Origin of the sequence: Acinetobacter sp. FDAARGOS_559, assembly GCF_003940475.1 — a bacterium.
In the GTDB taxonomy this organism is placed as follows: domain Bacteria; phylum Pseudomonadota; class Gammaproteobacteria; order Pseudomonadales; family Moraxellaceae; genus Acinetobacter; species Acinetobacter baumannii.
In genome coordinates this window covers 3,453,923-3,480,833 of record NZ_RKJG01000005.1, presented here as the reverse complement: position 1 = coordinate 3,480,833, position 26,911 = coordinate 3,453,923, and the positions used below count along the sequence as shown (strand labels likewise).

General features: G+C 40.1%; 20 protein-coding genes. 9 read left to right on the top strand and 11 right to left on the bottom strand.

Annotated elements, in window-relative coordinates; genetic code table 11:
- Positions 1-10: 10 nt before the first annotated feature.
- Both EGS71_RS18225 and nfuA read right to left on the bottom strand, forming a co-directional pair.
- Positions 11-2,275 carry a TonB-dependent siderophore receptor gene (locus EGS71_RS18225; protein WP_000044157.1) on the bottom strand — a complete coding sequence of 755 codons (2,265 nt, stop codon included), beginning with the start codon at positions 2,273-2,275 and terminating at the stop codon, positions 11-13.
- Positions 2,276-2,444: 169 nt separating this feature from the next.
- Positions 2,445-3,083 (bottom strand): Fe-S biogenesis protein NfuA, encoded by a 639-nt coding sequence (gene nfuA, locus EGS71_RS18220; protein WP_000102721.1) that lies wholly within the window; start codon positions 3,081-3,083, stop codon positions 2,445-2,447.
- 157 nt (positions 3,084-3,240) lie between these two features.
- On the opposite strand from nfuA, the gene EGS71_RS18215 reads away from it, so the two are divergent.
- From EGS71_RS18215 to EGS71_RS18195, 5 genes are all read left to right on the top strand, one after another.
- Positions 3,241-3,858, top strand: coding sequence for a rhomboid family intramembrane serine protease (locus EGS71_RS18215; protein ID WP_000902942.1), 618 nt, complete (start codon positions 3,241-3,243; stop codon positions 3,856-3,858).
- A 170-nt stretch (positions 3,859-4,028) separates the two neighbouring features.
- The gene (locus EGS71_RS18210; protein WP_000875364.1) at positions 4,029-5,705 is read left to right on the top strand and encodes an arylsulfatase; all 1,677 of its coding nucleotides are present in this window, start codon (positions 4,029-4,031) and stop codon (positions 5,703-5,705) included.
- Positions 5,702-6,709 (top strand): formylglycine-generating enzyme family protein, encoded by a 1,008-nt coding sequence (locus EGS71_RS18205; RefSeq protein WP_000769049.1) that lies wholly within the window; start codon positions 5,702-5,704, stop codon positions 6,707-6,709. The genes EGS71_RS18210 and EGS71_RS18205 overlap by 4 nt, the downstream gene beginning before the upstream one ends.
- A 109-nt stretch (positions 6,710-6,818) precedes the next feature.
- Positions 6,819-6,983 carry a hypothetical protein gene (locus tag EGS71_RS18200; RefSeq protein ID WP_000854552.1) on the top strand — a complete coding sequence of 55 codons (165 nt, stop codon included), beginning with the start codon at positions 6,819-6,821 and terminating at the stop codon, positions 6,981-6,983.
- 536 nt (positions 6,984-7,519) lie between these two features.
- A complete protein-coding gene (locus EGS71_RS18195; protein ID WP_000098376.1) occupies positions 7,520-9,067 on the top strand; it encodes a hypothetical protein in 1,548 nt (515 codons plus the stop codon).
- A 43-nt stretch (positions 9,068-9,110) separates the two neighbouring features.
- On the opposite strand, the gene EGS71_RS18190 is transcribed toward EGS71_RS18195, so the two are convergent.
- Positions 9,111-10,445, bottom strand: coding sequence for a D-serine ammonia-lyase (locus EGS71_RS18190; RefSeq protein WP_000859898.1), 1,335 nt, complete (start codon positions 10,443-10,445; stop codon positions 9,111-9,113).
- A 161-nt stretch (positions 10,446-10,606) separates the two neighbouring features.
- Positions 10,607-12,238: an inorganic phosphate transporter gene (locus EGS71_RS18185; protein WP_001087641.1), complete on the bottom strand. Its 1,632-nt coding sequence runs from the start codon at positions 12,236-12,238 to the stop codon at positions 10,607-10,609.
- Positions 12,239-12,700: 462 nt separating this feature from the next.
- Here EGS71_RS18185 and metH point away from each other — a divergent pair, with 462 nt between their 5' ends.
- Positions 12,701-16,387 carry a methionine synthase gene (gene metH / locus EGS71_RS18180; protein ID WP_002011265.1) on the top strand — a complete coding sequence of 1,229 codons (3,687 nt, stop codon included), beginning with the start codon at positions 12,701-12,703 and terminating at the stop codon, positions 16,385-16,387.
- A gap of 79 nt (positions 16,388-16,466) precedes the next feature.
- Here metH and EGS71_RS18175 read toward each other — a convergent pair whose 3' ends face one another.
- From EGS71_RS18175 to EGS71_RS18160, 4 genes are all read right to left on the bottom strand, one after another.
- Positions 16,467-17,471 carry a transketolase family protein gene (locus EGS71_RS18175; protein WP_000080238.1) on the bottom strand — a complete coding sequence of 335 codons (1,005 nt, stop codon included), beginning with the start codon at positions 17,469-17,471 and terminating at the stop codon, positions 16,467-16,469.
- 10 nt (positions 17,472-17,481) lie between these two features.
- Positions 17,482-18,327, bottom strand: a complete 846-nt coding sequence (locus EGS71_RS18170; protein WP_000935658.1) for a transketolase — start codon at positions 18,325-18,327, stop codon at positions 17,482-17,484.
- Between the two features lie 19 nt (positions 18,328-18,346).
- Positions 18,347-19,648 (bottom strand): MFS transporter, encoded by a 1,302-nt coding sequence (locus tag EGS71_RS18165; protein WP_000381866.1) that lies wholly within the window; start codon positions 19,646-19,648, stop codon positions 18,347-18,349.
- Between the two features lie 78 nt (positions 19,649-19,726).
- A complete protein-coding gene (locus tag EGS71_RS18160) occupies positions 19,727-20,476 on the bottom strand; it encodes an SDR family NAD(P)-dependent oxidoreductase (protein WP_000926495.1) in 750 nt (249 codons plus the stop codon).
- Positions 20,477-20,660: 184 nt separating this feature from the next.
- Here EGS71_RS18160 and EGS71_RS18155 point away from each other — a divergent pair, with 184 nt between their 5' ends.
- Positions 20,661-21,536 carry a LysR substrate-binding domain-containing protein gene (locus EGS71_RS18155; RefSeq protein WP_085941188.1) on the top strand — a complete coding sequence of 292 codons (876 nt, stop codon included), beginning with the start codon at positions 20,661-20,663 and terminating at the stop codon, positions 21,534-21,536.
- A gap of 11 nt (positions 21,537-21,547) precedes the next feature.
- On the opposite strand, the gene EGS71_RS18150 is transcribed toward EGS71_RS18155, so the two are convergent.
- A complete protein-coding gene (locus EGS71_RS18150) occupies positions 21,548-21,994 on the bottom strand; it encodes a hypothetical protein (protein ID WP_001109004.1) in 447 nt (148 codons plus the stop codon).
- Between the two features lie 191 nt (positions 21,995-22,185).
- Here EGS71_RS18150 and EGS71_RS18140 point away from each other — a divergent pair, with 191 nt between their 5' ends.
- Positions 22,186-23,331: an aldose epimerase family protein gene (locus EGS71_RS18140; protein ID WP_000731745.1), complete on the top strand. Its 1,146-nt coding sequence runs from the start codon at positions 22,186-22,188 to the stop codon at positions 23,329-23,331.
- Between the two features lie 67 nt (positions 23,332-23,398).
- Here the strand turns inward: EGS71_RS18140 and EGS71_RS18135 are convergent, their stop codons facing one another.
- On the bottom strand, positions 23,399-24,619 hold the full coding sequence (locus EGS71_RS18135) for an MFS transporter (protein WP_000204256.1): 1,221 nt from the start codon (positions 24,617-24,619) through the stop codon (positions 23,399-23,401).
- Positions 24,620-24,725: 106 nt separating this feature from the next.
- Here EGS71_RS18135 and EGS71_RS18130 point away from each other — a divergent pair, with 106 nt between their 5' ends.
- Positions 24,726-25,514 carry an AraC family transcriptional regulator gene (locus tag EGS71_RS18130; RefSeq protein WP_001285132.1) on the top strand — a complete coding sequence of 263 codons (789 nt, stop codon included), beginning with the start codon at positions 24,726-24,728 and terminating at the stop codon, positions 25,512-25,514.
- On the opposite strand, the gene EGS71_RS18125 is transcribed toward EGS71_RS18130, so the two are convergent.
- Positions 25,481-26,803, bottom strand: coding sequence for a glutaminase (locus EGS71_RS18125; RefSeq protein ID WP_000856712.1), 1,323 nt, complete (start codon positions 26,801-26,803; stop codon positions 25,481-25,483). The genes EGS71_RS18130 and EGS71_RS18125 overlap by 34 nt on opposite strands.
- Between the last annotated feature and the right edge of the window lie 108 nt (positions 26,804-26,911).

Here is a 26,911-nt window from a genome sequence, read left to right as displayed (position 1 = left end):
ATTTTATTGATTAGAAAGAATATTTTAAAGATGCGTAATAAGCTCGACCTGGCTCATTATAAGTTTGGCTAATAGAATTACTGTCTCTTAAAATTTGTTTATCAAACAGATTACTCACACCAACACGCGTACTAATTTGGTCTGAAAACTTATAACCAACATTAATACCAGCGGTACTATAACTTTTTACCGTACTTGGCTTAAGCGCAGAATTCGCACCTCCTGAACCTATACCGGATTCAAGTCTATTCTCTGCAAATTGACGTGATTTTTGACGACCATATTGAGTAAATACAAAATTTACATCCAATTGATCAGTAATGTCATAATCAAAAATTGAGTTAATTGTATAGATTGGAACTAAAGATAATGGATTCCCAGTTTGCTTGTCTTTCGAGTCCATCATGTAGGTAAAGTTATTAGTCCAGCGGATATCACCGAAGTCTAACCCCAAACTTCCCTCAAAACCTTGAATTAGAGCTTTAGGCGTATTTTCCCAACGCAAAATATTCCACTTCGTATTGGTCACAGCTCCTGTATTTGCATTTGTACTTGAGCCATCAACTGTTCCGACAACATGAGTACCCGCAACAATCTTATCTTTATAATCATTACGGAACCAAGTTAAGCTCGCATTCACGATATCTTTTTGGAACTGAATACCGAGCTCTTTGTTTACCGATGTTTCAGGTTTTAAATCACCATTACCTTGTAATAAACAACGCGACTCAATATTAGCAGGGCAGCCATTGCCATTTGTACTTAATAAATACCCTTCGGCATTTTGATACATATTTGGTGCTTTATAAGCTTTTGCTACCCCACCTTTTAAAGTGAAATAATCATTGAGTTTTTGAGTAATATTTAAGCTTGGGCTCCAATTAGAACCAGATTTACTATGGTCATCAAAACGTAAACCTAATACAACATCTGTGCTGTCTGTAACTTTCAGGTTATCTTCAATATATGCAGAAGCAATACGTGACTCCATTTTACTACGATCACCTTTCGCCAATTGATCGCCATAACCTGAACCACTGCTGTCTTTACCTTGAGTTGTCGAGACATTATCTTTAAATCTGTCTTCAACCCATTCGGTACCTACAGTTAATACTTGGGGTAAATAGTATTCAAAAGGAATATTAGCCTCGCCGTTAAAGCGAAGAGTTTCTAAACGCGAAGTGGCTTTATCATCAAGATTATTAATTTTTCCTTCTACACTTCCCGCCAAGCCTTCAGGTAGACGTTTGTTATGGGTCTTATCATATTGAGCAACTAACTTACTCTTACCCCAAGACCAATCACCTTCGTGCGTTAATGCATAGCTATCACGATACATGGTATTGGTTTCTTTACCAATGAGCTGCGAAAGAATCGCATCCGCTTCAGCATTTGCATTTAACTGAGAGTCACCAGAATAAATATTACCTTGTTTGCTAGAAGAAATATCGAGCAAGACAATTTGCTGGTCTGTTGCCTGCCAAGCTAAACGGCCTGAAATATCTTTATTTTTAACACCTTCACGGCCAGCTGCGGTACTACCAATTGATTTATTAATATCAACATCGTCAGCTTCTGTTTTATTATAATTACCATATAAACGATAAGATAAAACGTCCTTAATTAGTGGCCCACTTACGTTAAAACCAACACGATTTGATGAACCTTCTTTGGAGTCTTCAGGCTGTGAAGTATAAAATTCTACTGAACCATGAGTTTCATTAGTCACTTTTTTAGTAATGATGTTAACCACACCACCTGCCGCACCAGAACCATATCGAGCAGCTGCTGGTCCGCGTAAAACTTCGATCGACTCGATGGCTTCTGCTGGTACCCAGTTTGAGTCGCCTCGTGTATCACGCTCTCCTTTCCAGCCATAACGGACTGAATTACGAGAGTTAATTGGTTTACCGTCCACTAAAATAAGCGTGTTTTCAGGACCCATTCCGCGAATATCAATTTGTCTATTATTGCCACGCTGCCCTGTAGCACTATTGCCTGTCAGGTTGACACCTGGCATACGACGTACATAGTCAGAAATATCATTACGAACTGGTAGTTTTTCTAAATCTTCTTTGGTAATAACCGATACACCGAGCGATTGCTTCACTTGCTCTTCAGCTGTTACGAAAATTGTTTCCAATTTCACAGGTTCAGCAGGCTTTTCTAATGTTTGTTCAGCTTGTTCTTGCTCATTTTGTGCAGCAAAAGCCATAGACATCATACTTGCCAGTACTGAAACAGAAAGCACTGACTGGATAATACGCTTCGACATAAGTATTCCCAATATATTGATTTATTAAACATCTCTCATTTTCAGTTTCGCATTGTAACAAATATAAATAAAATTACAAATGATATTGATAATAATTATCATTATTTATATTGAATAATAAAAAAACCTCATTCCGAGGCTTTTTTATTTCACTTTTCAAATAATTTAATTATTTGAAATAAGCACCTTCTGCTTGTGTATGGTCTGTTTGGTCAACCACACGTTGTAGTTCAGGAATGTGTTCTTTCAAAGTTGTTTCAACACCTTGTTTTAAAGTCACATCAATTGCTGAACAACCTTGGCAACCGCCACCAAATTTCAATACAGCAGTAAGCCCGTGTTCAGGGTCATCTTGCACTTCAACTAAGCTACAGTTACCGCCGTGTCCTGCAAGACCCGGGTTAATTTCTGCTTGAAGTACATAGGTAATACGCTCTTCAATTGATGCATCTGGCCCTACGCGCGGCACTTTAGAGTTTGGTGCACGGAAAGTTAACTGACCACCAAAACGATCTTTGTTGTAGTCAATAACAGCGTCTAAAAGATAAGGGATAGACGGCGCATCAATATATGCAGGGAAATCAGGATAGTCCTGTTTATAATCTGTCGGCACCACTTCTTCTGGTGCACTATATGCCATACAGCACTCTGCACGTGGTGTACCCGGATGTTCAACAAAAATTCGAACGCCAATTCCCGGAGTATTTTGCTTCGCCAATAATTCGTGCAAATACTCTTGTGCAGATGGTGTAATCAAAAGGTTCGGAATTTCTTCTGCAACAGCAGTGTTGGTGTTCTCAGTCGACATAACAATATTCCTCAAGCTGATGCCTTTATATTAACCGAAGATGAGGTGGATTTAAAAAAAATCAACTAAATTTGTCGGATTTATACACAACAGGGTTTCAAGTTGTGTTTTTAATGGCATTATTGCCATCAGTATTGATCATTTTTAAATATTTCTTATGTTGCATTTGCCGTTTAATCACACCATTACTCTTATTATTATTACGGTCATTGTGTCTTTACTTGCTTTTAGCAATCAAAATGTCATGAACCGTCTGATCTTCTGGCCGCCTGCAATGCAACGTGGACAATTTGATCGATTCATTACTCATGGTTTTATCCATGCAGATGGTACTCATTTGCTCTTTAATATGATTACCCTGTTTTTCTTTGGCAGCATCATCGAAAGTTTTTATCGCCAATATTTTTATGACATGGGTTTTGTGCTGTTCTATTTAGGCGGATTAATTTTTGCGATCTTGCCAAGCTACCTACAACATAAAAATGATGCAAACTGGGCAAGTCTAGGTGCTTCAGGAGCCGTATCTGCTGTTCTGTTTGCCTATATTCTATTTCAGCCGTGGAAGCTGATTTTTGTATTTTTCATCCCTGTGCCAGCTATTATTTTTGCAGTTCTCTATGTTGCTTATAGTATTTGGGCAGGTAAACGTGGCAATACGCATATTAATCATAGTGCCCATTTATGGGGTGCGGCTTACGGCGTAATTGTAACGATTTTGATTGAGCCAAGAGTGATTCCTCATTTCTTAGATCAACTTACTCGCCTACCTTTTTAAATGCATATTTTTGAGAAAAGCCCAATATGGGCTTTTCTTTTTTTCTCATTTATTTATCAAGATAAATTCTCAGATATTTTTCTGATTTTCTTTGATCAATTCCTTGTTTTGATTGCAAAAACCATCTGATTAAACTCAAGCACAATTCTTTTAATAATTCAGATGATACAATGAAGTACAAAGCTCTTCTATCTAGTCTTTCCATTGCTTTATTTAGCTTATCTTTAGCTGGATGTAACGATAATGATTCACAAGAAACTGCGGTAAGTACACCAAAGCAGCCGAATATTTTATTCATTATGGCCGATGACTTAGGCTATTCAGATTTAGGAGCTTTTGGTGGTGAAATTCATACCCCAAACATTGATAGTTTAGCGCAAGAAGGTCGAATTTTAACTGACTATCACACTGCACCTACATGCTCGCCTACTCGTTCACAACTCATTTCTGGTACTGATCATCACTTGGCAGGCATAGGTGCTATGGCAGAGCTTACCCCTGATCATTTAAAAGGACAGCCTGGCTACGAAGGCTATTTAAATGAACGCTCACTATCGATTGCTCAGGTGCTCAAAGATAATGGTTATCGAACTTATATTAGCGGTAAATGGCATTTGGGATTAACACCTGAAACCAATGCGCATGCCAAAGGTTTTGATCATTCATTTACCTTATTACAAGGTCTAGACCATCACTTTAAACAAGCCCCAAGTGCCTTTAAACGGAACTCGACGTATACCGAAGATGGACAAATTATTCCTGTTTCAGCATTGCCTGATGACTTCTTCTCGACAAACTATTTTACCGACAAATTGCTGAGCTACTTAGAGTCAGGCAAAAATAGTGGCAAACCATTTTTTGCCTATGCAGCCTATACAGCACCCCACTGGCCTATACAAGCGCCAGCAGAATACCGTGAAAAATATCGTGGCGTTTATAACGTTGGTTACGATGCTATCCGTAACGCTCGTATTGCACGCCAAAAACAGCTTGGAATTATTCCAGTAAACTTTGAGGCTGCAGAACCAATTGCATCTCAAAATGCACCACAAAAATATGGCAAGTGGAATGAGTTAACAGCTGAACAAAAAGCGCTTGAAGCACGCAAAATGGAAATCTACGCAGGCATGGTAGAAAATCTTGATGCCAATGTAGGCCGAATTATTCAATATCTCAAACAAAATAACCTTTATGACAACACTTTAATTTTCTTTGTTTCTGACAATGGCGCAGAAGGTTTTGTTCGCGGAAGCTATGGCAGTGAATCAGGTTTTGATAATTCTGTAGCAAATGTAGGTACCCCTACTTCTTACCATTATATTGGACCACGTTGGGCCGAGGTCAGTGCAGCCCCTTTCCACTTATGGAAAGATACAGCTGGTGAAGGTGCAACTACCGCTCCTGCTATTGTGAAATTACCAAACCAAAAGAAAGCTGAAGAAACCAATCATAGTTTTGCATCGGTACTCGACGTTTTCCCAACGTTATTAGATTATGCTCATATTCCAGTACCTCAAGGGCAATATAAAGGCCGAACCATTAATACGCCAAGCGGTTATTCTTGGAAGTCTGTACTTGAAAATAAATCACAAACGATACGCCCTGCCAATTTCAGTTTTGCCGATGAATTGCATGGTAGTAAATATGCAAAACAAGGCGAATGGAAAATTGCACTTCAAGGTCGCCCTGAATTAGGAACAGGTTCTTGGGAGCTCTATAACATTGCCACTGATCGTGGAGAAAATCATAATGTTGCGCAGCTTTACCCTGCAAAAGTTCAAGAGCTATTAGCGGTTTATCAAAAATACACTGAACAAAATGGCGTACAGGAATATAACGCCAAATGAAATTGAAATTGGTTTTAAGTACTACAATCGGCCTGTTGTTCATCACAGGTTGTAGCAAGTCTGAACATAACGCTGACGCTAAAACGGTTTTACCAAAGCATGCCATTCAATCGGCTGCTTTGGGTTCCATCGAACAGTGTAAGAGCTATACAGGACTTCCTACAGACTGGCTTAAAAATACAACCGCAGGCATGGTATTCATTCCAGATGGGCATTTTAATTTTGGTTCTGAAAAAGCTTATCCAGATGAACTTAACTTTGGAAAAAAACAACGGGAAGTTAAAGGTTTCTGGATTGATCAAACTGAAGTCACTGTTGCTCAGTTCGCGAGTTTTGTGAAGGCAACTGGTTATATCACCGATGCTGAAAAACAAAAACAAGCTGCTGTTTTTTCTCCAGACCCACATCATCCTCAGCAATGGTGGCAACTTAAGACAGGATATACATGGAAAACACCAAACGGTAAAAATGGAGCTCTTCCTAATCCTCATGAACCTGTACGCTACGTAACTAAAAATGATGCTGAACATTATGCAGTTTGGCTAGGACGTGATTTACCCACAGAACTTGAATGGGAATATGCCGCTAAAGCAAACTCACCAACTGATACTCCTTTACATCAAGCACCTACCGATGAGCACCAGCATCCACAAGCGAATTACTGGCAAGGTGCATTTCCTTTTGAAAATCTGAACCAAGATCATTTTACTGGTATTGCTCCTGTCGGATGTTTTAAACCTAACGGTTTTAAACTATTCGATATGATTGGAAATGTTTGGGAGTGGACATCATCTCCTTATCAAGGTGCGCATGACCAGCACATGGGTAATTATTCTGCTTTAAGACAACAAGAAATGAGCAGTACTCAATATGTGATTAAAGGTGGATCGTTTTTATGTGCTGAAAATTACTGCTCACGTTATCGTAATAGTAGCCGCTATCCCCAAGATTTTGATTTAGCCGCTACCCATGTGGGTTTTAGAACGATTTTACGCTCTCCTTAATTTCTTCTTAATTTAGCTGCTAAAAGATATTTTTTAACCAAAAACTGATCGAAATGTAATCAAAACATTTCTATAGTAAAAGGGAGAATGATAAAAAAGCGAGAACAACATGAAAACTTTACTTCTTTGTGCCGCAGCAATTTTCACAATGTCATTATCAGCCTGTGCAGTACATACACCTGAGGGTAGTATTGTGATTGATCCTGACTCTCCGTATTACGGACACCCAGGAGGTTTTTGCCCACCTGGACAGGCTAAAAAAGGACGTTGTTAGAAGTACTCTTTTAAAGTCATTAGATAGAGACTTCTATTAAATGATGAACTGAATACCGAAATGGAGGGTTCCAGCCCAAAATTAGATGGGATGAAACTAGAAAATTATGGTGTAAAAAATCACCATATCCCCAAGATTTTTAAAAGACAATCTTACGTTGTCTTCTATCTAGTTTCACCCCAATTCTTTCTTATTTCGTTTGACTTTTCTGATCATTTAATAAAAAAGTCTAGTTTTTACTCATCGTTGTATCTTTTTATTGATACATTTTGATCATTTTACCTTCAGGTCAAACCTGATGAATTCGCTCTATACAAAATAACTATTTATGTAACGTAAGTCTATAAAAATGTTCTAAAAATGTGAAAAAAAATGAAGGTAAAATGCGATGTAATTATCATAAAAAATGACTCATCTTATATTCATCACAAAAATATTGAATTTTATTTTGGCAGTTATTGCCACACGTTTCTTTTCGTTGGCATAGATAATGTATACACCTGTATATTAACCTTATCGTACAAGCGAGATATTTTATGTCCAGCCAGAGTTCAGCCGAAGGTCTACAATTTCCGATTCACGCCTCGATCAAAAAGCAAAGCACGTCTCTTACAGGCCAAGAGATTTTGTCAGAAGCTTTATCTATTGTAGATAATAAAACTGCTCAACAGATTTTGGCTGAAAAAAATTGGCGAAAAAATTATCCTATTTACTTTAAGGCACTTGTTAAGCACGGAATTACTAACAGCAATAATCCAATTACCATTGCAAAACAGGGATTGCATAAGGCTCATCATCTTTTTGATTATTACCGCGATGGTAAACACTATCTTTTAAAAGATGCTCTACACATCCCCACTTCTACACCTTTAAATACAGTAAAATTTAAAGGCGAAAGTGAAGCTGCACCAGAATGGTATGTTCCATATAAAGGCCAAAAACTGAGCGGGCAAAGCTTACTTGACCAAATTCAAAAATGGGAAAATGCAGGTATTATTGAACCAAGCCATGCTACGGCTTTACGTGAAGCTGCTGCTCATCCTGAATGGTTTGATTTATCTGACCGTACGATGGTGTTATTTGGTGCAGCCTCAGAAGCAGGACCATTACCTTGGCTAGCAAAATGGAAAGCGAATATTGTTGCAATAGATTTACCAAACCCACGAGTTTGGGGGAAAATTCTAAATACAATCCAGCAAGGAAACGCAACGCTTATTGCACCAAGTATTGAAAAAATTGACTCTTCGGCAAAAGCTTCAGCATTGAGAGATAAATTGGGTGCCAATTTATTAACGCAAATACCAGAAATTGCCCAGTGGTTAGTTCAATTTCCTCAAAAATTAGACTTGGCTGCTATTGCTTATTTAGACGGAGAAAAACATGTCCGTGTTTCTATGGCAATGGACAGTATTATGCAATATGTGAGTGAACATAAACCTGATACCAGCTTAATGTTTATGTGTACGCCAACCGATGTTTATGCAGTACCTAAAGAAGTTGCAGAAGCTGCTCAAGAGAAATTTAAATCTCGTTCACAACTACAAAAAATGGCTGTGAAAGGTGTTTCTACACTCTCACTCAAACGTTTTTTCCAAGCACCTTATCAAGATTTGATTACGAGTGAAAATGGCAAAACTTATGGTATTGCAGACTGTTTGGTAGTTGAACAAGGGCCAAACTATGCTTTGGCAAAACGTATTCAACAATGGCGTGCAACACTTGCCCGTCATCAAGGTCAACGTGTAAGTATTAATATTGCACCATCTACCACAACTCATTCGGTCACAAAGAATCCGCTCCTTAAAGCTGCTTTTAATGGCGCAGAACTTTTTGATGTAGAGGCATTTAGTCCAGAAACCACGAATGCGATTATGGCGGCGTTATGGATTCATGACTTAAGAAATGATTCTTCTGTCGCAAACCCTGAAACCGTACTCGACCACCCTCTAGAGTTGATGATGGAGGGGGCTAACCATGGCGGTTTATGGCGTGTAGCTTATTTGGCGCGTACAGCTCTTCCTTTTGCCGCCATCTATGGCTTTGCAGCCGAGAAACTTCCATTTAGGAAATTTTCTAAAAAATAATAACGTTGAAAGCCCAATTTTAGAATTGGGCTTTTTTGTGCAATTAATTGCTTTGGCTATGCGTTAAATACTTCTGCATTTCATCAGGTGGAACCATTCCTCCTCCTGTCGCCCATACCACATGTGTCGCATGCTGTAACTTTTCAGCTGACAATTGATGCAAAGCCAAATAATCAGGAGTAGTTTGCACATAATATGGCCCCATCATGCCCGCCACCGCCGAGGGTTCAACTTGAATATTTTCAGTTTGATTTAAAAGCGCAATGAGTTCATATAAACATTCATCATGAATGGTGTAGTAACCGTCAATTAACTGCTGCATAGCACGTCCTACAAAACCAGAAGCACGGCCAACAGCTAACCCATCTGCCGCAGTGATGTTATCTAAACCAATGTCATTTACTGAAATCTGATCATGCAGGCCTGTATAAACGCCAAGTAACATACACGGAGAATGGGTAGGTTCTGCAAATATACAATGTACATGCTCACCAAAAGCAAGTTTTAACCCAAAGCTCACCCCACCAGGACCGCCCCCTACTCCGCACGGTAAATATACAAATAAGGGATGATCTGCATCGACTTTAATTTGCTTTTGTTCAAACTGTTGTTTTAAACGCAAACCTGCAACTGCATAACCTAAAAATAAAGTAGTCGAATTCTCATCATCAATAAAAAAACAAAATGGGTCCTGTTCGGCTGCCTTACGTCCTTCTTCTACAGCAACTCCGTAATCACTGGCATATTCCACCACATTTACACCAAGTGAACGTAGCTTATCTTTCTTCCATTGCCTTGCATCGGCAGACATGTGTACCGACACTCTAAACCCAAGCTTCGCGCTCATAATACCGATTGATAAACCAAGGTTACCGGTAGAACCTACTGCAATTTGATATTTGGAAAAAAATGTTCGAAATGAGTCTTGGTCTAATTTACTGTAATCATCTTCTAGCTTGAGAAGCTCTGCCTCAATGGCTAATTTTTCAGCATGGGCCAATACTTCATAAATACCGCCACGTGCCTTGATTGAACCCGAAATAGGTAAATGACTATCTTTTTTCAGCCAAAGTTTCCCTGTAAGTGTCTTATGTTTTTGTAGCGATAGAGCTTGTTGCATCTCCGCAATTTCTACTAGTGCTGATTCAATTTTTCCATGCTGGGCTTGAGTTTCAGGAAAGACTTTTGCCAAATAAGGTGCGAAACGCGCTAGCCTTGCTTCTGCTTCTTTTACATCCTGTTCTGTAAGACCCACTTTCGCTAATGCTTCATTTAAAGGATAACGGTGAGGATTAAACCAAAATGTTTCTTGATAGTCTTGTAATGTTTGAATGAGTGGAAATTGTTGTTTTAATTGGTCGAGTTGAACCGTTTTCATCTTATATCCTTTCATAAAAATTTTAAGCTAAAGTGTTTAATATAGGCGTTCTAGATAGTCATTAACTTGTTAGAGAATTTACCCTAAAAAAAGATTTTTTTTGAAATATAGAAATAAAAAAGCCACTCATGCTAGTGGCTTTTTTTATTCAAACAGACAGCTTATACAAACTGTAAGAATAACCAGTATAGACCACCAGACAAACAGATGGTTGCAGGAAGGGTAAATACCCATGCAGAGAGAATTGTTTTTACAGTATTGAAATTCAGGCCTGATTTATTGGCAACCATAGTACCTGCAACAGCACTGTTTAAAACGTGTGTTGTTGAAACCGGCATACCTAAACCATCTGCTGCAGCAATTGTACTCATTGCAACAAGTTCAGCAGACATCCCTTGACCATAAGTCATGTGATGCTTACCAATACGCTCACCGACAGTTACCACAATACGTTTCCAGCCAACCATAGTACCAAGTCCAAGCGCTAATGCGACTGCCACTTTCACCCAGTTTGGAATGTATTGTAAGAATGAATCCAAGCTACTACGATAATCTTTCACAAGCTTTTTCTGTGAGTCATCCATTTTTGGTAAAGCATCTGCCTTATCCAAACGCTTAAACGTCGTTGTGCTCAAATACATGTCATTACGGATTTCGCTAATTGCAGCTTCTGGAATATCTTTTAAGTTGCTATAGCTAGAAACACGCTCACCCAAATGGTCAGTCATGCTTGCCAATGCAGGCACAACTTCAGGCGTTTGTTGCTTGGTTTGAATGTATTTAGTTAAAACCGCACGCGCTTTTTCGTCAGTCAATTCTGGTTGATTTTGGTTTAACAAAACCGCAGTTTGAGAAGAAAGCTGATGGAATGATTGAACCTGCTGTGTATCGAGGTTTTTATTTAATGAATAAGCTAATGGCACTAAACCAACCAAAATCAGCATGATAAGACCCATACCTTTTTGTCCATCATTAGAACCATGTGCAAAACTCACACCTGTACAGGTAAAGATAAGAATTGCACGAATGATTGCTGGTGGTGGCTTATTCCCTTCAGGTGGCTGGAATAATTCTAATTGGCGTTTGAAAATAGTTTTAACCAACAAGAATACAATTGCCGCAAAAGCAAAACCAATTAAAGGAGAAAATAATAATGCCTTACCTACTTTAATCACCTGATCCATATCAACACCACTGGTTGTTACGCCAGTCGATGCACTCAACAGATGATTCATAATACCCACACCTAAGATTGAACCAATCAAGGTATGAGAGCTAGAAGCAGGAATTCCCAAGAACCAAGTACCAAGATTCCAAAGAATTGCAGCGATCAACAATGCAAAAACCATTGCAAAGCCAGCACCACTGCCCATGTTCATAATAAGTTCAACTGGAAGCAATGCAATAATGCCATACGCAACAGCACCACTTGCGACCATTACCCCAAGGAAATTACAAAAACCTGCCCACATGACTGCAACCGGTGCAGGCAAAGCATTTGTATAAATAACCGTTGCAACTGCATTAGCAGTGTCATGGAAACCGTTTACAAATTCAAAGCCTAGTGCAATCAAGAGTGCAGTAGATAAAAGAATAACTGAATAAAGGCTTAAAGGTGGAACATGCGCTAAATCAGCACTGACCTGAAACCCAATATAAATAAGTGTTGCAATAATAATCGTCAGAAACACCGGCATAAAAAACTTAGGTGTCGGGACATGTACATTCGTCGATTTTGCTTGCAGGTTTGCCGCAAGTTTTGAATCCGAAACAGGGGGTAGATTAGAATTCATGCAGACGGTAAGAGGATAATAAAATCCTCTGTATTCTTAAATTAAATTATGACAATTATATGACAAAGAGGCGCCTGATGAAGTCAATTTTTTATATTTTGACCTCATTTGATGCACCTTTCCCCGACTGTTTTTATTTTTTTCTTAAAATACAATAATTTAAACCATTAATTATGAGCTCCTTTTGTGCTTATTTTTACAGCAAAAAAATAAATAAAATGACCCATGTGTCTATTTTTCATACAAAGCAACTGTAATATTTCGGCATATTGAGCATGAAATATTTCAATATCATGATCATTTGATGAATATTTCATGAAAATTCTTTTGTTTTTGACATAAAGCGATCTCTTTTTTAACTTTTTAGTCAGCTACACCTGACCTTCGTAGATCATCATTTGTGCTGCTATTCTGTTACAATAGCGCCGCATTTTTAAATTCATATAAAGATCGGGGTTTTCTATGTCTACGCTTGCCACCCTAAAAGCGCTTCTTGCTAAACGCATTCTGATTATTGATGGTGCAATGGGAACCATGATCCAGCGCCATAAATTGGAAGAAGCTGACTATCGTGGTGAGCGTTTTGCTGATTGGGCACATGACTTAAAAGGTAACAATGACCTTTTGGTTCTAACACAGCCTCAAATCATTCAAGGTATTCATGAAGCCTACCTCGATGCTGGTGCAGACATTATTGAAACCAACAGCTTTAACGGCACACGTGTTTCAATGTCTGACTATCACATGGAAGATCTTGTTCCAGAGATTAACCGTGAAGCAGCACGTTTAGCCAAAGCAGCTTGCGAAAAGTATTCAACGCCAGACAAGCCTCGTTTTGTGGCAGGTGTACTGGGGCCAACATCTCGTACATGTTCAATCTCTCCAGATGTGAATAACCCTGCTTTTCGTAACATTAGCTTTGATGAACTAAAAGAAAATTATATTGAAGCGACTCATGCACTAATTGAAGGTGGTGCAGACATTATCCTGATTGAAACCGTATTTGATACTTTAAACTGTAAAGCAGCGATTTTTGCAGTCAAAGAAGTATTCAAACAAATTGGTCGCGAATTACCAATTATGATTTCAGGGACCATTACCGATGCATCAGGCCGTACTTTAACAGGTCAGACAGCGGAAGCTTTCTGGAATTCGGTTCGTCATGGCGATTTGCTTTCAATCGGTTTTAACTGTGCCCTTGGTGCAGATGCCATGCGCCCTCACGTAAAAACTATTTCCGATGTCGCAGATACCTTTGTTTCAGCGCACCCAAATGCAGGCTTACCAAACGCATTTGGTGAATATGACGAAACTCCAGAGCAAACTGCAGCTTTCTTAAAAGAGTTTGCTGAAAGCGGTTTGATTAACATTACTGGTGGTTGCTGTGGTACGACACCAGACCATATTCGAGCTATTGCCAATGCAGTAAAAGACATTGCGCCTCGCCAAGTGCCTGAAACGGTACCTGCTTGTCGCTTAAGTGGTTTAGAACCATTTAATATTTATGATGATTCATTGTTTGTAAATGTTGGTGAACGTACTAACGTTACCGGTTCTAAAAAATTCTTACGTCTCATTCGTGAAGAGAACTTTGCCGAAGCTTTAGAAGTTGCACAGCAACAGGTTGAAGCTGGCGCACAGATTATTGACATTAACATGGATGAAGGGATGCTCGATTCGCAAAATGCGATGGTGCATTTCTTAAACCTTGTAGCATCCGAACCTGACATTTCACGTGTACCGATCATGATTGACTCATCGAAATGGGAAATCATTGAAGCTGGCTTAAAATGCGTACAAGGTAAACCGGTTGTTAACTCAATTTCCTTAAAAGAAGGTTATGACGAGTTCGTCGAAAAAGCCCGCCTCTGCCGTCAATATGGTGCTGCAATTATTGTGATGGCCTTTGACGAAGTAGGTCAGGCCGACACTGCTGAACGTAAACGTGAAATCTGTAAGCGCTCTTACGACATTTTAGTAAACGAAGTAGGCTTCCCTGCTGAAGATATTATTTTTGACCCGAACGTGTTTGCAGTTGCGACTGGTATTGAAGAACATAACAACTACGCAGTCGATTTTATTGAAGCAACGGGCTGGATTAAACAGAACTTACCGCACGCCATGATTTCTGGTGGTGTGTCTAACGTTTCGTTCTCATTCCGTGGTAATGAGCCAGTTCGTGAAGCCATTCACTCTGTATTCTTGTACCATGCCATCAAGCAAGGCATGACCATGGGTATTGTGAACGCAGGTCAAATGGCTATTTATGATGATATTCCTACCGAGCTAAAAGAAGCGGTTGAAGATGTCATTTTAAACCAAAATCAAGGTGAGTCTGGTCAGGCTGCGACTGAAAAATTACTTGAAGTTGCAGAAAAATACCGTGGACAAGGTGGTGCAACAAAAGAAGCCGAGAACCTTGAATGGCGCAATGAATCAGTTGAAAAACGTCTTGAATATGCCTTGGTTAAAGGTATTACGACTTATATTGACCAAGACACCGAAGAAGCTCGCTTAAAATCAAAACGTCCTTTAGATGTGATTGAAGGGCCACTGATGGACGGCATGAACGTCGTCGGTGACTTGTTCGGTTCAGGCAAAATGTTCTTGCCACAAGTTGTAAAATCTGCCCGAGTCATGAAACAAGCAGTGGCATGGCTCAACCCGTACATCGAAGCTGAAAAGACCGAAGGACAGTCTAAAGGTAAAGTCCTAATGGCAACGGTTAAAGGTGACGTACACGATATTGGTAAAAACATTGTAGGCGTAGTACTTGGCTGTAATGGCTATGACATTGTTGACCTTGGCGTAATGGTACCTTGCGAGAAGATCTTACAAACTGCAATTGATGAAAAATGTGACATCATCGGGTTGTCTGGTCTGATCACCCCATCTTTAGATGAAATGGTATTTGTTGCTAAAGAAATGCAGCGTAAAGGCTTTAACATTCCTTTATTAATTGGTGGTGCAACCACTTCTAAAGCACACACAGCAGTAAAAATTGACCCTCAGTATCAAAACGATGCGGTAATTTATGTTGCTGATGCTTCTCGTGCTGTTGGTGTAGCGACAACCTTGCTTTCGAAAGAAATGCGTGGTGCATTTATTGAAGAACATCGTGCTGAATATGCAAAAATTCGTGAGCGTTTAGCCAACAAACAACCAAAAGCAGCCAAACTGACTTATAAAGAGTCGGTTGAAAATGGTTTTAAAATTGATGAAAGCTACGTGCCACCAAAACCAAATCTTTTAGGAACACAAGTTTTAAAGAATTATCCGCTTGCTACACTCGTGGATTATTTTGACTGGACGCCATTCTTTATTTCTTGGAGTTTAACTGGCAAATTCCCGAAAATTTTAGAAGATGAAGTGGTCGGCGAAGCAGCAACTGACTGGTACAACCAAGCACAAGCAATGTTGAAAGATATTATCGACAACAATCGTTTTGATGCCCGTGCTGTATTTGGTATGTTCCCTGCTCAGCGTACAGACGCAGATACAGTCAGCGTATTTGATGAAGCTGGTCAAAATGTTACGCATACTTTTGAGCACTTACGCCAGCAATCTGACAAGGTGACAGGCAAACCAAATTTATCTTTGGCAGATTACATTCGTGCTGATCGCGAGCAGCAGGACTACTTAGGCGGATTCACTGTATCAATTTTCGGTGCAGAAGAATTGGCAAATGAATACAAAGCCAAAGGTGATGACTACTCTGCAATTTTAGTACAATCATTGGCTGACCGTTTTGCCGAAGCTTTTGCAGAACACTTACATGAACGTATTCGTAAAGAGTTCTGGGGCTATAAAGCTGACGAACAGCTCAGCAATGAAGAACTGATTAAAGAGAAATACGTCGGTATTCGTCCTGCACCAGGTTACCCTGCTTGCCCAGAGCACTCTGAAAAAGCAGTGTTATTTGACTGGTTGGGTTCTACCGACAAGATCGGTACTAAACTGACTGAACACTTTGCAATGATGCCACCATCTTCAGTCAGTGGTTTCTATTATTCTCATCCACAAAGTGAATACTTTAACGTGGGTAAAATTTCTCAAGACCAACTTGAAGATTATGCAAAACGTAAAGGTTGGACACTGGATGAAGCGAAGCGTTGGTTAGCTCCGAATTTAGATGATTCGATTGTTTAAGTTCTTAAATAACCCTGTTTAAAAATAGGGCGTTAAGGAATTTCCATCACGCCCTTTTCAATTTGAAAGTTTAATCTTTCTACTTCAAATGTGCCTTAATCTTCTCTTTAACTGCTTCTGTTGAAATACCATATCGATCATGCAAAGTGGGTAATGCACCTGCATCTAAAAATGCATCTGGCAAACCAATCATATCAAAACGAGGATGTTGACCATTTCTTAAAAGTAGTGAGCCGACAGCTTCTCCTAACCCACCAATGACTGAATGATTTTCGGCAGTTAAAACAGGTCGGCCACCTTTTGTGACTTCATCTAAAATAGTTTGTTCATCTAGAGGCTTAATGGTCGGTACATGTAGCACTGAAACCTCAATGCCCTCTTTTTCAAGCTCTTCGGCTGCCTCAAGCACACGCATGGTCAATAAACCAGTCGAAATAATGAGTAAGTCTTTACCGGGTTTAATCACCTGTGCCTTACCCAATTTAAACTGGTAGTTGTATTTATCGAGCACTAATGGAACCTGACCACGCAATAAACGCATATATACGGGGCCATTATGCGCGGCAATCTGAGGAATCGCCTGTTCGATTTCCAAGGCATCACATGGATCGATAATCATCAAGTTCGGCATAGCACGGAAAATTGCAATATCATCTGTTGCCTGATGACTTGGGCCGTAGCCTGTGGTTAATCCCGGAAGAGCTGCTACAATTTTGACATTCAGGTTATCTTCCGCAATTGCCATACAAATAAAATCGTAGGCACGGCGTGATGCAAACACAGCATAGGTCGTGGCAAAAGGAACAAATCCTTCACGAGCAAGTCCTGCTGCTGCGCTCATCAAAAGTTGTTCTGCCATGCCCATTTGGAAAAACTTGTCGGGGTTTTCTTTGGCAAAAATATGTAGGTCTGTATATTTTGATAAATCTGCTGATAAACCTACGATATCGTCACGCTCTTTTGCCAAGGCATTCAGTGCATGCCCAAATGGAGCTGGTTTAGTCGGTTGGCCCTCGGCAGCAATAGAAGCAATCATTGCCGAAGTGGTTAGTTTTTTCTTAGGAGGATTGGCTAACTGGCTCATGGTGTATTCCTTACTGTCCGTAGTGGGTCAAAATATTTAAAGCATCGTCCCATTCATGTTCATCAACACGAATAAAGTGTGTTTTTTCGCGGCTTTCCAAGAACGACACGCCTTTACCCATTTTGGTGTCACAAATAATGACGCGTGGGCATGCTCCTTCATGGTTTCGCGCTTGATCGAATGCTTCAAGCAAAGCTTCCATGTTGTTGCCATCTACACGTTGGGTGTACCAACCAAATGACTGCCAACGATCAACAATTGGCTCAAACGCTAAAATTTCGCTGGAATGTCCATCTGCCTGCTGATTATTCACATCAATGATGGCAATCAAGTTATCTAGTTTCCAATGAGAAGCAGACATTACGGCTTCCCACGTTGAACCTTCATTTAGCTCTCCATCGGACAGTAAGTTATAGACAAAAGCATCTGATTTTTTCTGTTTTAGCCCTAAACATGCGCCGACTGCAATTCCAAGACCGTGACCCAATGAACCACCTGTAATTTCCATACCGGGTGTATAGGAAGCCATACCCGACATCGGTAGACGACTGTCATCTGCACCGTAGGTTTCAAGTTCTTCAAGCGGGATAATTTTTGCTTCAATTAAGGCTGCATAAAGTGCAATTGCATAATGCCCAATAGAGAGATAAAAACGGTCACGGCCTTCCCATTCGGGGTTTTCTGGCTGATATTTCATCGCATGGAAATAAGATACTGCTAGCAAATCTGCTGCACCTAAGGCTTGTCCAACATAGCCTTGGCCTTGTACTTGCCCCATACGTAAAGCATGTTGGCGAATGTGGTAGGCACGTTGTTGCAACTCGGCAATTTGGCCTGCTTTATCAACATTTAACATTGTCATTTACTATTCCTTGTTAACGATTAACCAGTTTTGCCGGAACACGCAGAACCAAACTGGCACCGAAAATTAATACTGCTGTGATTAAGAACATACCGATTGCATTTGAACCTGTGTTGGTAGTGACCCAACCGATTAAATAAGGTGAGCAAAATCCTGCAAGATTGGCGAAGCTATTCACTGCTGCAATACCTGCCGCTGCGGAAACACCTCCCAAAAAGTTGGTCGGTAACATCCAGAATAAAGAGGATGCCGTCAGCACACCTGAGGCTGCGATGCAAAGGCAAATTAAAGAGAGTGTTAGATTTGAAGCGAATAAAGTCGCAAATGTGAGTGCTATAGCGCCTGCACACATCGGAATAATTAAGTGCCAGCGGCGTTCTTGGAAATGGTCACCGCTACGCCCTGCCAAAATCATGACCACAATGGCACACATATAAGGCAGGCTTGTGAGCAAACCGATATGCCAGTTATCACTAATGCCCGAGTTACGAATGAGAGTTGGTAGCCAAAATGTAATGGCGTATTGCCCCATCACGACACAAAAGTAAATACCTGCCAATAGCCATAAGCGTTTATCTGCGATGAACTCTTTGACGCTAGCATGACCTTCTTTGTGCTGGTTATCTTGAGCAAGCTCTTGCTTCACCAAGTTCTTTTCGTCTTGGGTTAACCAGTTGGCGTCTTGAACTGAATCTTTTAAAACAGCAAGTACAAGCAGGCCAACAAGTACAGTAGGAATGGCTTCAATTACAAACATCCACTGCCATCCAAACCAACCATGTACACCGCTCATTCGGTCCATGATTAAGCCTGAAAGTGGTCCACCAATCATTCCTGAAATTGGAATCGCGATAAACCAGAGTACGGTCATGCGCGCACGGCGGTAAGATGGGAACCAGTAAGTGAGGTAGAGCAACAAACCCGGAGCTAGCCCAGCTTCGGCGACACCAAGCAAAAAACGTAAGGTGTAAAATTGCCATTCGGTTTGAACAAAAGCGAAACAGCCTGACAAAATGCCCCATGTAATCATGATTCGGGCAATCCAACGTCTCGCACCTACTTTGTGAAGTACAATGTTACTTGGCACCTCACAGAGAAAATAACCAATAAAGAAAATCCCTGCGCCTAGTCCATATACAGCTTCACTAAACTGTAAATCGCTCATCATTTGGAGCTTGGCAAAACCTACGTTTACTCGATCTAAATAGGCACAAAAATAACAAAGCATTAAAAATGGCATGAGCCGAAATGCAATTTTTCGATAGGCCGATTTACGAACCGCCTCATCTACTTCAGATGAAAATACTGTATCCATCATGCGAATCCCTTTACATTTGGCCACAGTATCCTCTTGTGACCATTATTCTATTTTTAGTTTTGAAATAGTGACCGATTAATGAATCAGCATGCCACCATTTACATCGAGTGTTACGCCAGTTAAGTAAGCTGACAGATCACTTGCCAAAAATAATGCTGCATTTGCAACATCTTGCGCTTTACCTAAGCGGCCAAGTGGAATACCTGCCAAAATGTCGTGACGACGGTCATCATTCATTAAACCGCCAGTAATATCAGTCTGAATTAGACCTGGAGTAAGACAATTTACACGAACCTGATCAGCACCAAACTCACGAGCCATCGCTTTTGCCAGACCTAACACGCCTGCTTTGGCAGCGCTATAGTGTGGCCCGCCAAAAATACCACCACCACGTTGTGCTGAAACTGAAGATAGACAGACAATACTTCCGCCACCGTTTGCTTTCATAGATGGAATAACAGCTTGCGACATAATCAGTGTTCCGCGCAGGCTGACATCTAAAATACGGTCATAGTCATTACGTTGAATATCAAGGGTTTTAACTGGCTGAGTAATACCAGCATTGTTAATTAAAATATCAATCTTGCCATAGTGCTGTAGTGCTTGTTCAACAGCTACTTTGACCTGTTCTTCGTTCGCAACGTTTGCAGCAAGACCCATATGTCCTTCGCCAAGCGCCTTTGCAGCGTTTTGGCTTTGGGCAATATCTAAATCAACAATAATGACTTTGGCACCTTGTTGTGCAAAGATTTCTGCGGTTGCTCGCCCAATTCCACGTTCTGATGCTGCACCCGTAATTAATGCCACTTTTCCTTGTAGTAACATGTTGAATCCTCTTTTACGCTTTATTTCCTGAGTTCTGACTTAGAATCCCTTTTTTCACAAAGCCCAGCAATCATGTCGAATTCAACAAGGCATGAAAAAAATTCATGCCTATGCTATTTTCAAATAAGTTTTAGGGATAAAAACGGATCATTTCATGGATAGTAGTGAAAACAATTTCAACCAAATGCCCTCAATTAAAACATTACAGGCTTTTGAACAAACCGCCCGTTTCGGCAATGTTGCTAAGGCAGCAGAGAATTTAAATCTCACCCCTTCGGCAGTGAGCCATCAAATTGCTAAGCTTGAAGAAATGATTGGGCAGAGTTTATTTATTCGTGGTGCCCGTGGTGTGACACTTACTCCTTCAGGTGAACGCTATTTTCAAGATGTCACCACCATTTTGCATAATCTGATGTTAGCCACAGAAAAAGCTGCCGATAAAAGCCCTAAAGACAGTTTATATATTCATTCATCCCCAAGTTTTGGTTTACTTTGGTTACTCCCTCGCCTTGAATCATTTAAAGAAAAGTTCCCTATGATTCAGGTTAACCTATCGTGTTCGTATGAAAATTTGCACTTTACCCGCGATAAGATCGATATTGATATTCGTCATGGTTTACCCAACTGGACAGGGGTAGAAATCAGAACCATTCGTAATGAAAAGCTTGAAGTGCTTGCGTCCCCTAAGCTACTGGAACGTAGTCCGGTTCATAAACCTCAAGATTTATTAAAGAAAGAACTAATTTTATCGCGTTCAACTTTAGTTACTTGGCCCCAATGGTTTGCCCATCAGGGTTTAAGCATTCCTGAGTTTCCCTACACTTTGAGTTTTGACCGCTCTTATATGTCACTTGAGGCGGCCACACACGGGCTAGGTTTTGTTTTAGAAAGTAATTTGCTTACCCAAAATTATTTAGAATCTGGGAAATTAGTTAGAGTTTTTGCAGATGAGCTATCGATTCCTATCTCTGCTCATCACTTGGTATATCCAAGAACCCACCAATTTATTCCTAAAATTGAGTTATTTTTAAACTGGATTCATGATGAATTGGCAGGCTGAGAAATCATTTCTTAAATGATCTGAATTTGCTCAACTCGTAAGTGATGCATCATCTCTCGAATAAATACAAAGTAGGTAAAAATATAAAGCTGATTTGGATCCACTTGGTTTGTGTAGTAACTCAAACGTTCAATAAAATCATTAAATCCATGCTCAAGCTCGATACGGCTGATTTGCTTTTTAGCACTAAAAAATAACTTACTCAGTTGTGCCATGGCGGTATCAGCCGTAACGGCTACACCATTTATATTGAGATTTCTGAGTGGCTGCGACTCGATGATTTCTTCAATAAAATAAATCATCTTTTCAATCGCAAGCTCATCAATAACACTATTGCTGATACTTTTTGAATTAATAAAACCTAAGCCCTGCTCAAGGTGAATGGGCTGGTTATCTAAGTCAAATGACATGCCATTAAGACCAAGTGAAAACTTTAAAACCGAGTTGGGATAATTCATAAAAATAGCTTATTGTTGAAGTTTGCTAATAAAGTTAATTTGTTTATAACCCTAAATGGTATCGGCTGTTCAGTACTCAGCATTAACTGATCGATTATTATTAACACTATATATAATAAAAACCTCTTTAAAAAGATGAAAAATCAATCTTATATTCATCCAGTCTTACTATTACAAAATAGAGTATAAGCATGAAAAAATTAGCAATTTTAGGTATTACGGTTTATAGCTTTGCGCAAATTGCAAATGCAGCAACGTTAAATGTAAAACCATATGGTACGACTCAAGACGGTCAAAAAGTTGATCTATACACCATGAGCAATAACAAAGGAGTCTCTGTATCGTTTATTAGTTTTGGTGGTGTAATTACACAGATTTTGACTCCCGATGCGCAAGGCAAACAAAATAACATTGTTTTGGGCTTTGATGATCTAAAAGGCTATGAAGTCACTGATACCAAGGAAGGCATTCATTTTGGTGGGTTAATTGGTCGTTATGCGAACCGCATTGGCAATGCTAAATTTAACTTAGATGGAAAAACGTATAACCTCGAAAAAAATAATGGCCCGAACTCATTACATAGCGGCAATCCTGGTTTTGATAAACGTGTTTGGCAAGTTAAGCCCCTCGTTTCTCAAGGTGAAACCGTTAAAGCTTCTCTTAAGTTAACCAGTCCAAATGGTGATCAAGGTTTTCCCGGAAAGTTAGATGTGGAAGTAATCTACAGTCTTTCAGATCAAAATGAATTTAAGATTGAATATAAAGCCAAAACTGATCAGCCTACAGTCGTCAACCTCACCAACCACAGTTATTTCAACTTGTCAGGAGCTGGTAATAATCCTTATGGTGTGCTGGATCATGTGGTACAACTCAATGCAGACCGTGTATTGGTGACCGATCAAAACTCTTTACCAACAGGTGAAATTGCTTCAGTTGCAGGTACACCTTTTGATTTTCGGACGCCTAAGGCGATTGTGAAAGATATTCGAGCGAATAATCAGCAATTGGCCTATGGATATGGCTATGACCAAACTTGGGTAATTAATCAAAAGTCTCAAGGGAAACTCAATCTTGCGGCTGTTGTAGTTGATCCAAAATCTAAACGAACAATGCAGGTTTTAACCACTGAACCAAGTGTCCAAATGTATACAGCCAATCATTTATTAGGAAATATTGTTGGCGCAAATGGTGTGCTCTATCGACAAGCAGACGCGCTAGCATTAGAAACACAGCATTTTCCAGATAGCCCGAATCAACCGGCTTTCCCGTCTACACGTTTAAACCCAAATCAAACTTATAACAGTGTTACCGTATTTAAGTTTGGTGTTCAAAAATAGTCTTTCTAATGAGGCTATGTTCATATTAAAAAGACTCTCAGCTGAATATGGCTGAGAGTCTTTTCATTTATTTAACTTTTGTGTTTGGTAAAAGTGCTGTTGCAAAACCAAGTAATGGCAACAATGAACATAAACCAAATACCCATTCAATGCCGTTAATATCCGCTAAATGCCCTAGCCCCGCTGCGGCAATACCACTTACCCCAAACATAAGGCCAAACATTAAACCTGCAATCATGCCTACACGGCCCGGAACAGCTTCTTGTGCATAAACCACCATCGCTGCAAAAGCAGATGACAACACCAAACCTACAATAATTGAGAAAAACGTTGTCCAAAATAAGTTTGCATACGGCATCATTAATGCAAACGGCGCCATGCCAACAAATGAAACCCAGATCACAGCTTTACGGCCAATCTTATCGCCAATTGGGCCACCCGCAAATGTACCTACAGCCACAGCTGCCAAAAAAGCAAATAAGTGTAATTGAGCTGTTTGAATACTAATATGGAACTTTTGAATTAAATAAAAAGTAAAATAGTTACTAATGCTGGCAATGTAGGTAAATTTGGCAAACATTAATACACTAATTGTGCCCAAGGCGATAATGAGCTTACGCCCATGCAATTTAGTATGTGCTTGAGTTGCACGTGCAGCTACCTGATTTTTAGCATGGTTTACTGTCCAGCGGCTTACACCAAATAAAACCCAAATCGCTAAAAGTGCAAATATCACTAAACCCGCAACTGCATGCTGTCCAAACGGAACAATCAGTAAAGCTGCCAACAATGGACCAATGGCAGTACCTGTGTTTCCGCCCACCTGAAAAGTCGACTGAGCTGTACCGAAGCGCCCGCCCGATGCCATTCGTGCCACACGTGAAGCTTCTGGATGAAAGGTTGCAGACCCCACCCCAATCAACGCAGATGCACATAACAACACAGCAAAACTTGGTGAAAATGCCAACAAGATAATGCCGCAGAATGTGACGACCATTCCCAGTGGGAGAAGATACGGTTTTGGATGTTTATCGGTATAAAGTCCAATCCAAGGCTGTAGCAGCGAACCTGTAATTTGATATACAAACGAAATCAGGCCAACCTCCGCAAAACTCAGCGAAAAGTTTGCTTTTAGCATTGGATAGATGGCTGGTAGCACTGCCTGAATTAAATCGTTCAGTAAATGTGCAACCGCCACGGCGCCTACAATTTTAATAATCATTCCTTGAGACTGATCATTTGCAACGGTATTGGCAATACCATCTTTCAATTGTATTGAAGACGTCATACCTGAAAAACTCCAATATTTTTAAATGAGATGCTTATTGTAAATTGTCGCTTATAAAGTTATCTTCCAATAATCATTGTATAAGTGACAATTTTTAGGATAGTTTATGTCCGATTCTCTTATTCAGTCCGATTTGTCTGAATTGGTAATTGGACTCTCTTCCGAGCATTCTTACCGAGAAATCACGCCTACTCATACACATACGCGTGCTCAGTTTTTATATGCATCTACCGGAAACATTCAAGTTTTTACACCTAATCATGTATGGATTGTGCCGCCCATGTGCGCGTTATGGATTCCGGCAAATGTAGAGCACAGTGTGATTTCACTGAGTCACGTTAAGTTAAATACGGCACTGGTTGAAGTAAATGCAGCCGCTCGAATGGGACAACATTGCTTTATTATTCGGGTGAGTAACCTGCTGCATGAACTTTTAATACGTTTAAATGAAATTGAACGAGAGGAAACGCCAAATACAGCAACCTCTCAAGAGCTTTCCCGTTCTTTACAAATTTTGATCTTTGAAGAAATACAGCGAGCCAATTTATTGCCTATCCAGATACCGTGGCCGAAAGACAAAAGACTCTTAAAAATTTGCCAAGAGTTATTACATACGCCTAACCATTCAAGAGATTTAACAGATTGGGCTGATGATATTGGCGCGAGTTCTAGAACTTTAATGCGTATGTTCCAGAAAGAAACGGGGCTATCTTATCGGGCATGGGTACAGCAAATGCATATTGCACTTGCCTTGAGTAAAATTGCGAATGGCGAATCTATTGCTCAAATTTCAGAGTCACTGGGGTATACCAACCCCAGCGCGTTCAGTGCGATGTTTAAGCGACATCTAGGTAAAACACCTCAGCAGTTTAGAAGTGCTGCGATGTCGCTATAAGTCTTTTTTTTTGCAGGGATCTCATGCTTTTCAAGCAAATCATCGAAATCATGATAAACATGAAGTTCTCGATCTTTAGCTGTTCTTGCATGATCTAATCGTTGCTCAGGATCGACTAAAACAAGAGTATGGCCATCATCAATCAGACGATCTACACCTTCTAAGAACATACGTTTACCCACATCGTGGATAAGTGAAATCTGGGTTAAATCAATCACGATTGTGCTTTGGTCAGTTGTCTCGTCTTGTAAAATACGCAACAACATTTCAGCTTCGGTAAATTTCAATACCCCTCGAAGCACATACACACTCAATGATGCGTCTTTCCCAGTACGGTAATGACTTTGTACAATGGTCTGTGCAGAAGGCGTACCTTCCATGAGATGTAATCCCATATCACGAGATAATCGCTCTAAAATATCAATTCCTCGAACACTATGACCGTGCTCATCTAGTCGAGGTGAAAAAGCAGCAATACTAACTTGACCCGGCAGCACACCCAAAATACCGCCTGCTACACCACTTTTAGCAGGAATACCGACAGTTGAAAGCCAGTCACCCGCGGCATCATACATACCACAGCTCATCATGACACTGAGCACTTGTCTCACTACAGATCGGTTTAACAAACGCTTTCCAGTTTTAGGGTCAACCCCACCATTGGCAAGTACACTGCCCATACGTACCAAGTCTTTAACTGTAACCATGATCGCACATTGACGAATGTAACCATTCACAATATCGACAGGGTCAGTTTCCAAAATCCCCACCGTGCGCAACATATAACCGATCGAAAGATTACGGTAGGCTGTTTTGACTTCCGAATCATAAACAGACTCATCAAAACTTAATTCACGACCAGCAAGCTCGCTCATAAAACGGCGTAGAATTTCTGCGCTATGTAAACCATGCTTGACCTGAATCAAGGAATGTACAGTAATTGCGCCAGAGTTAATCATCGGGTTTTTCGGACGTCCGTCTTTACCTAATGAAATTTCATTGAAGGCTTCTCCCGAAGGCTCTACCCCTACTTTCGCAAGTACCGCATCAATGCCAAGTTGTTGTAAAACATAAGCATACACAAAAGGTTTAGAAATCGATTGTATGGTGAATTCAACATCATCATCGCCGACCGAATAAATTTCACCATCTACCGTAGACATTGCTAGAGCTAATCGATTTGGGTTTGCATTGGCCAACTCAGGAATATAATCGGCGAGATGACCGCTGTTATCGATGTCACAGGCTTCTATAACATTTGCCAAATAATCTGGGAGAGGGGTTTTCATGGTCAGTAACCTTAAATGAGGAGATTTACAACATCGCGCAAAATTTCAGCACAACCTGCTGATAATATTAAAATTATATCTTTTGTAATGAGTTAAAAATCACGATAT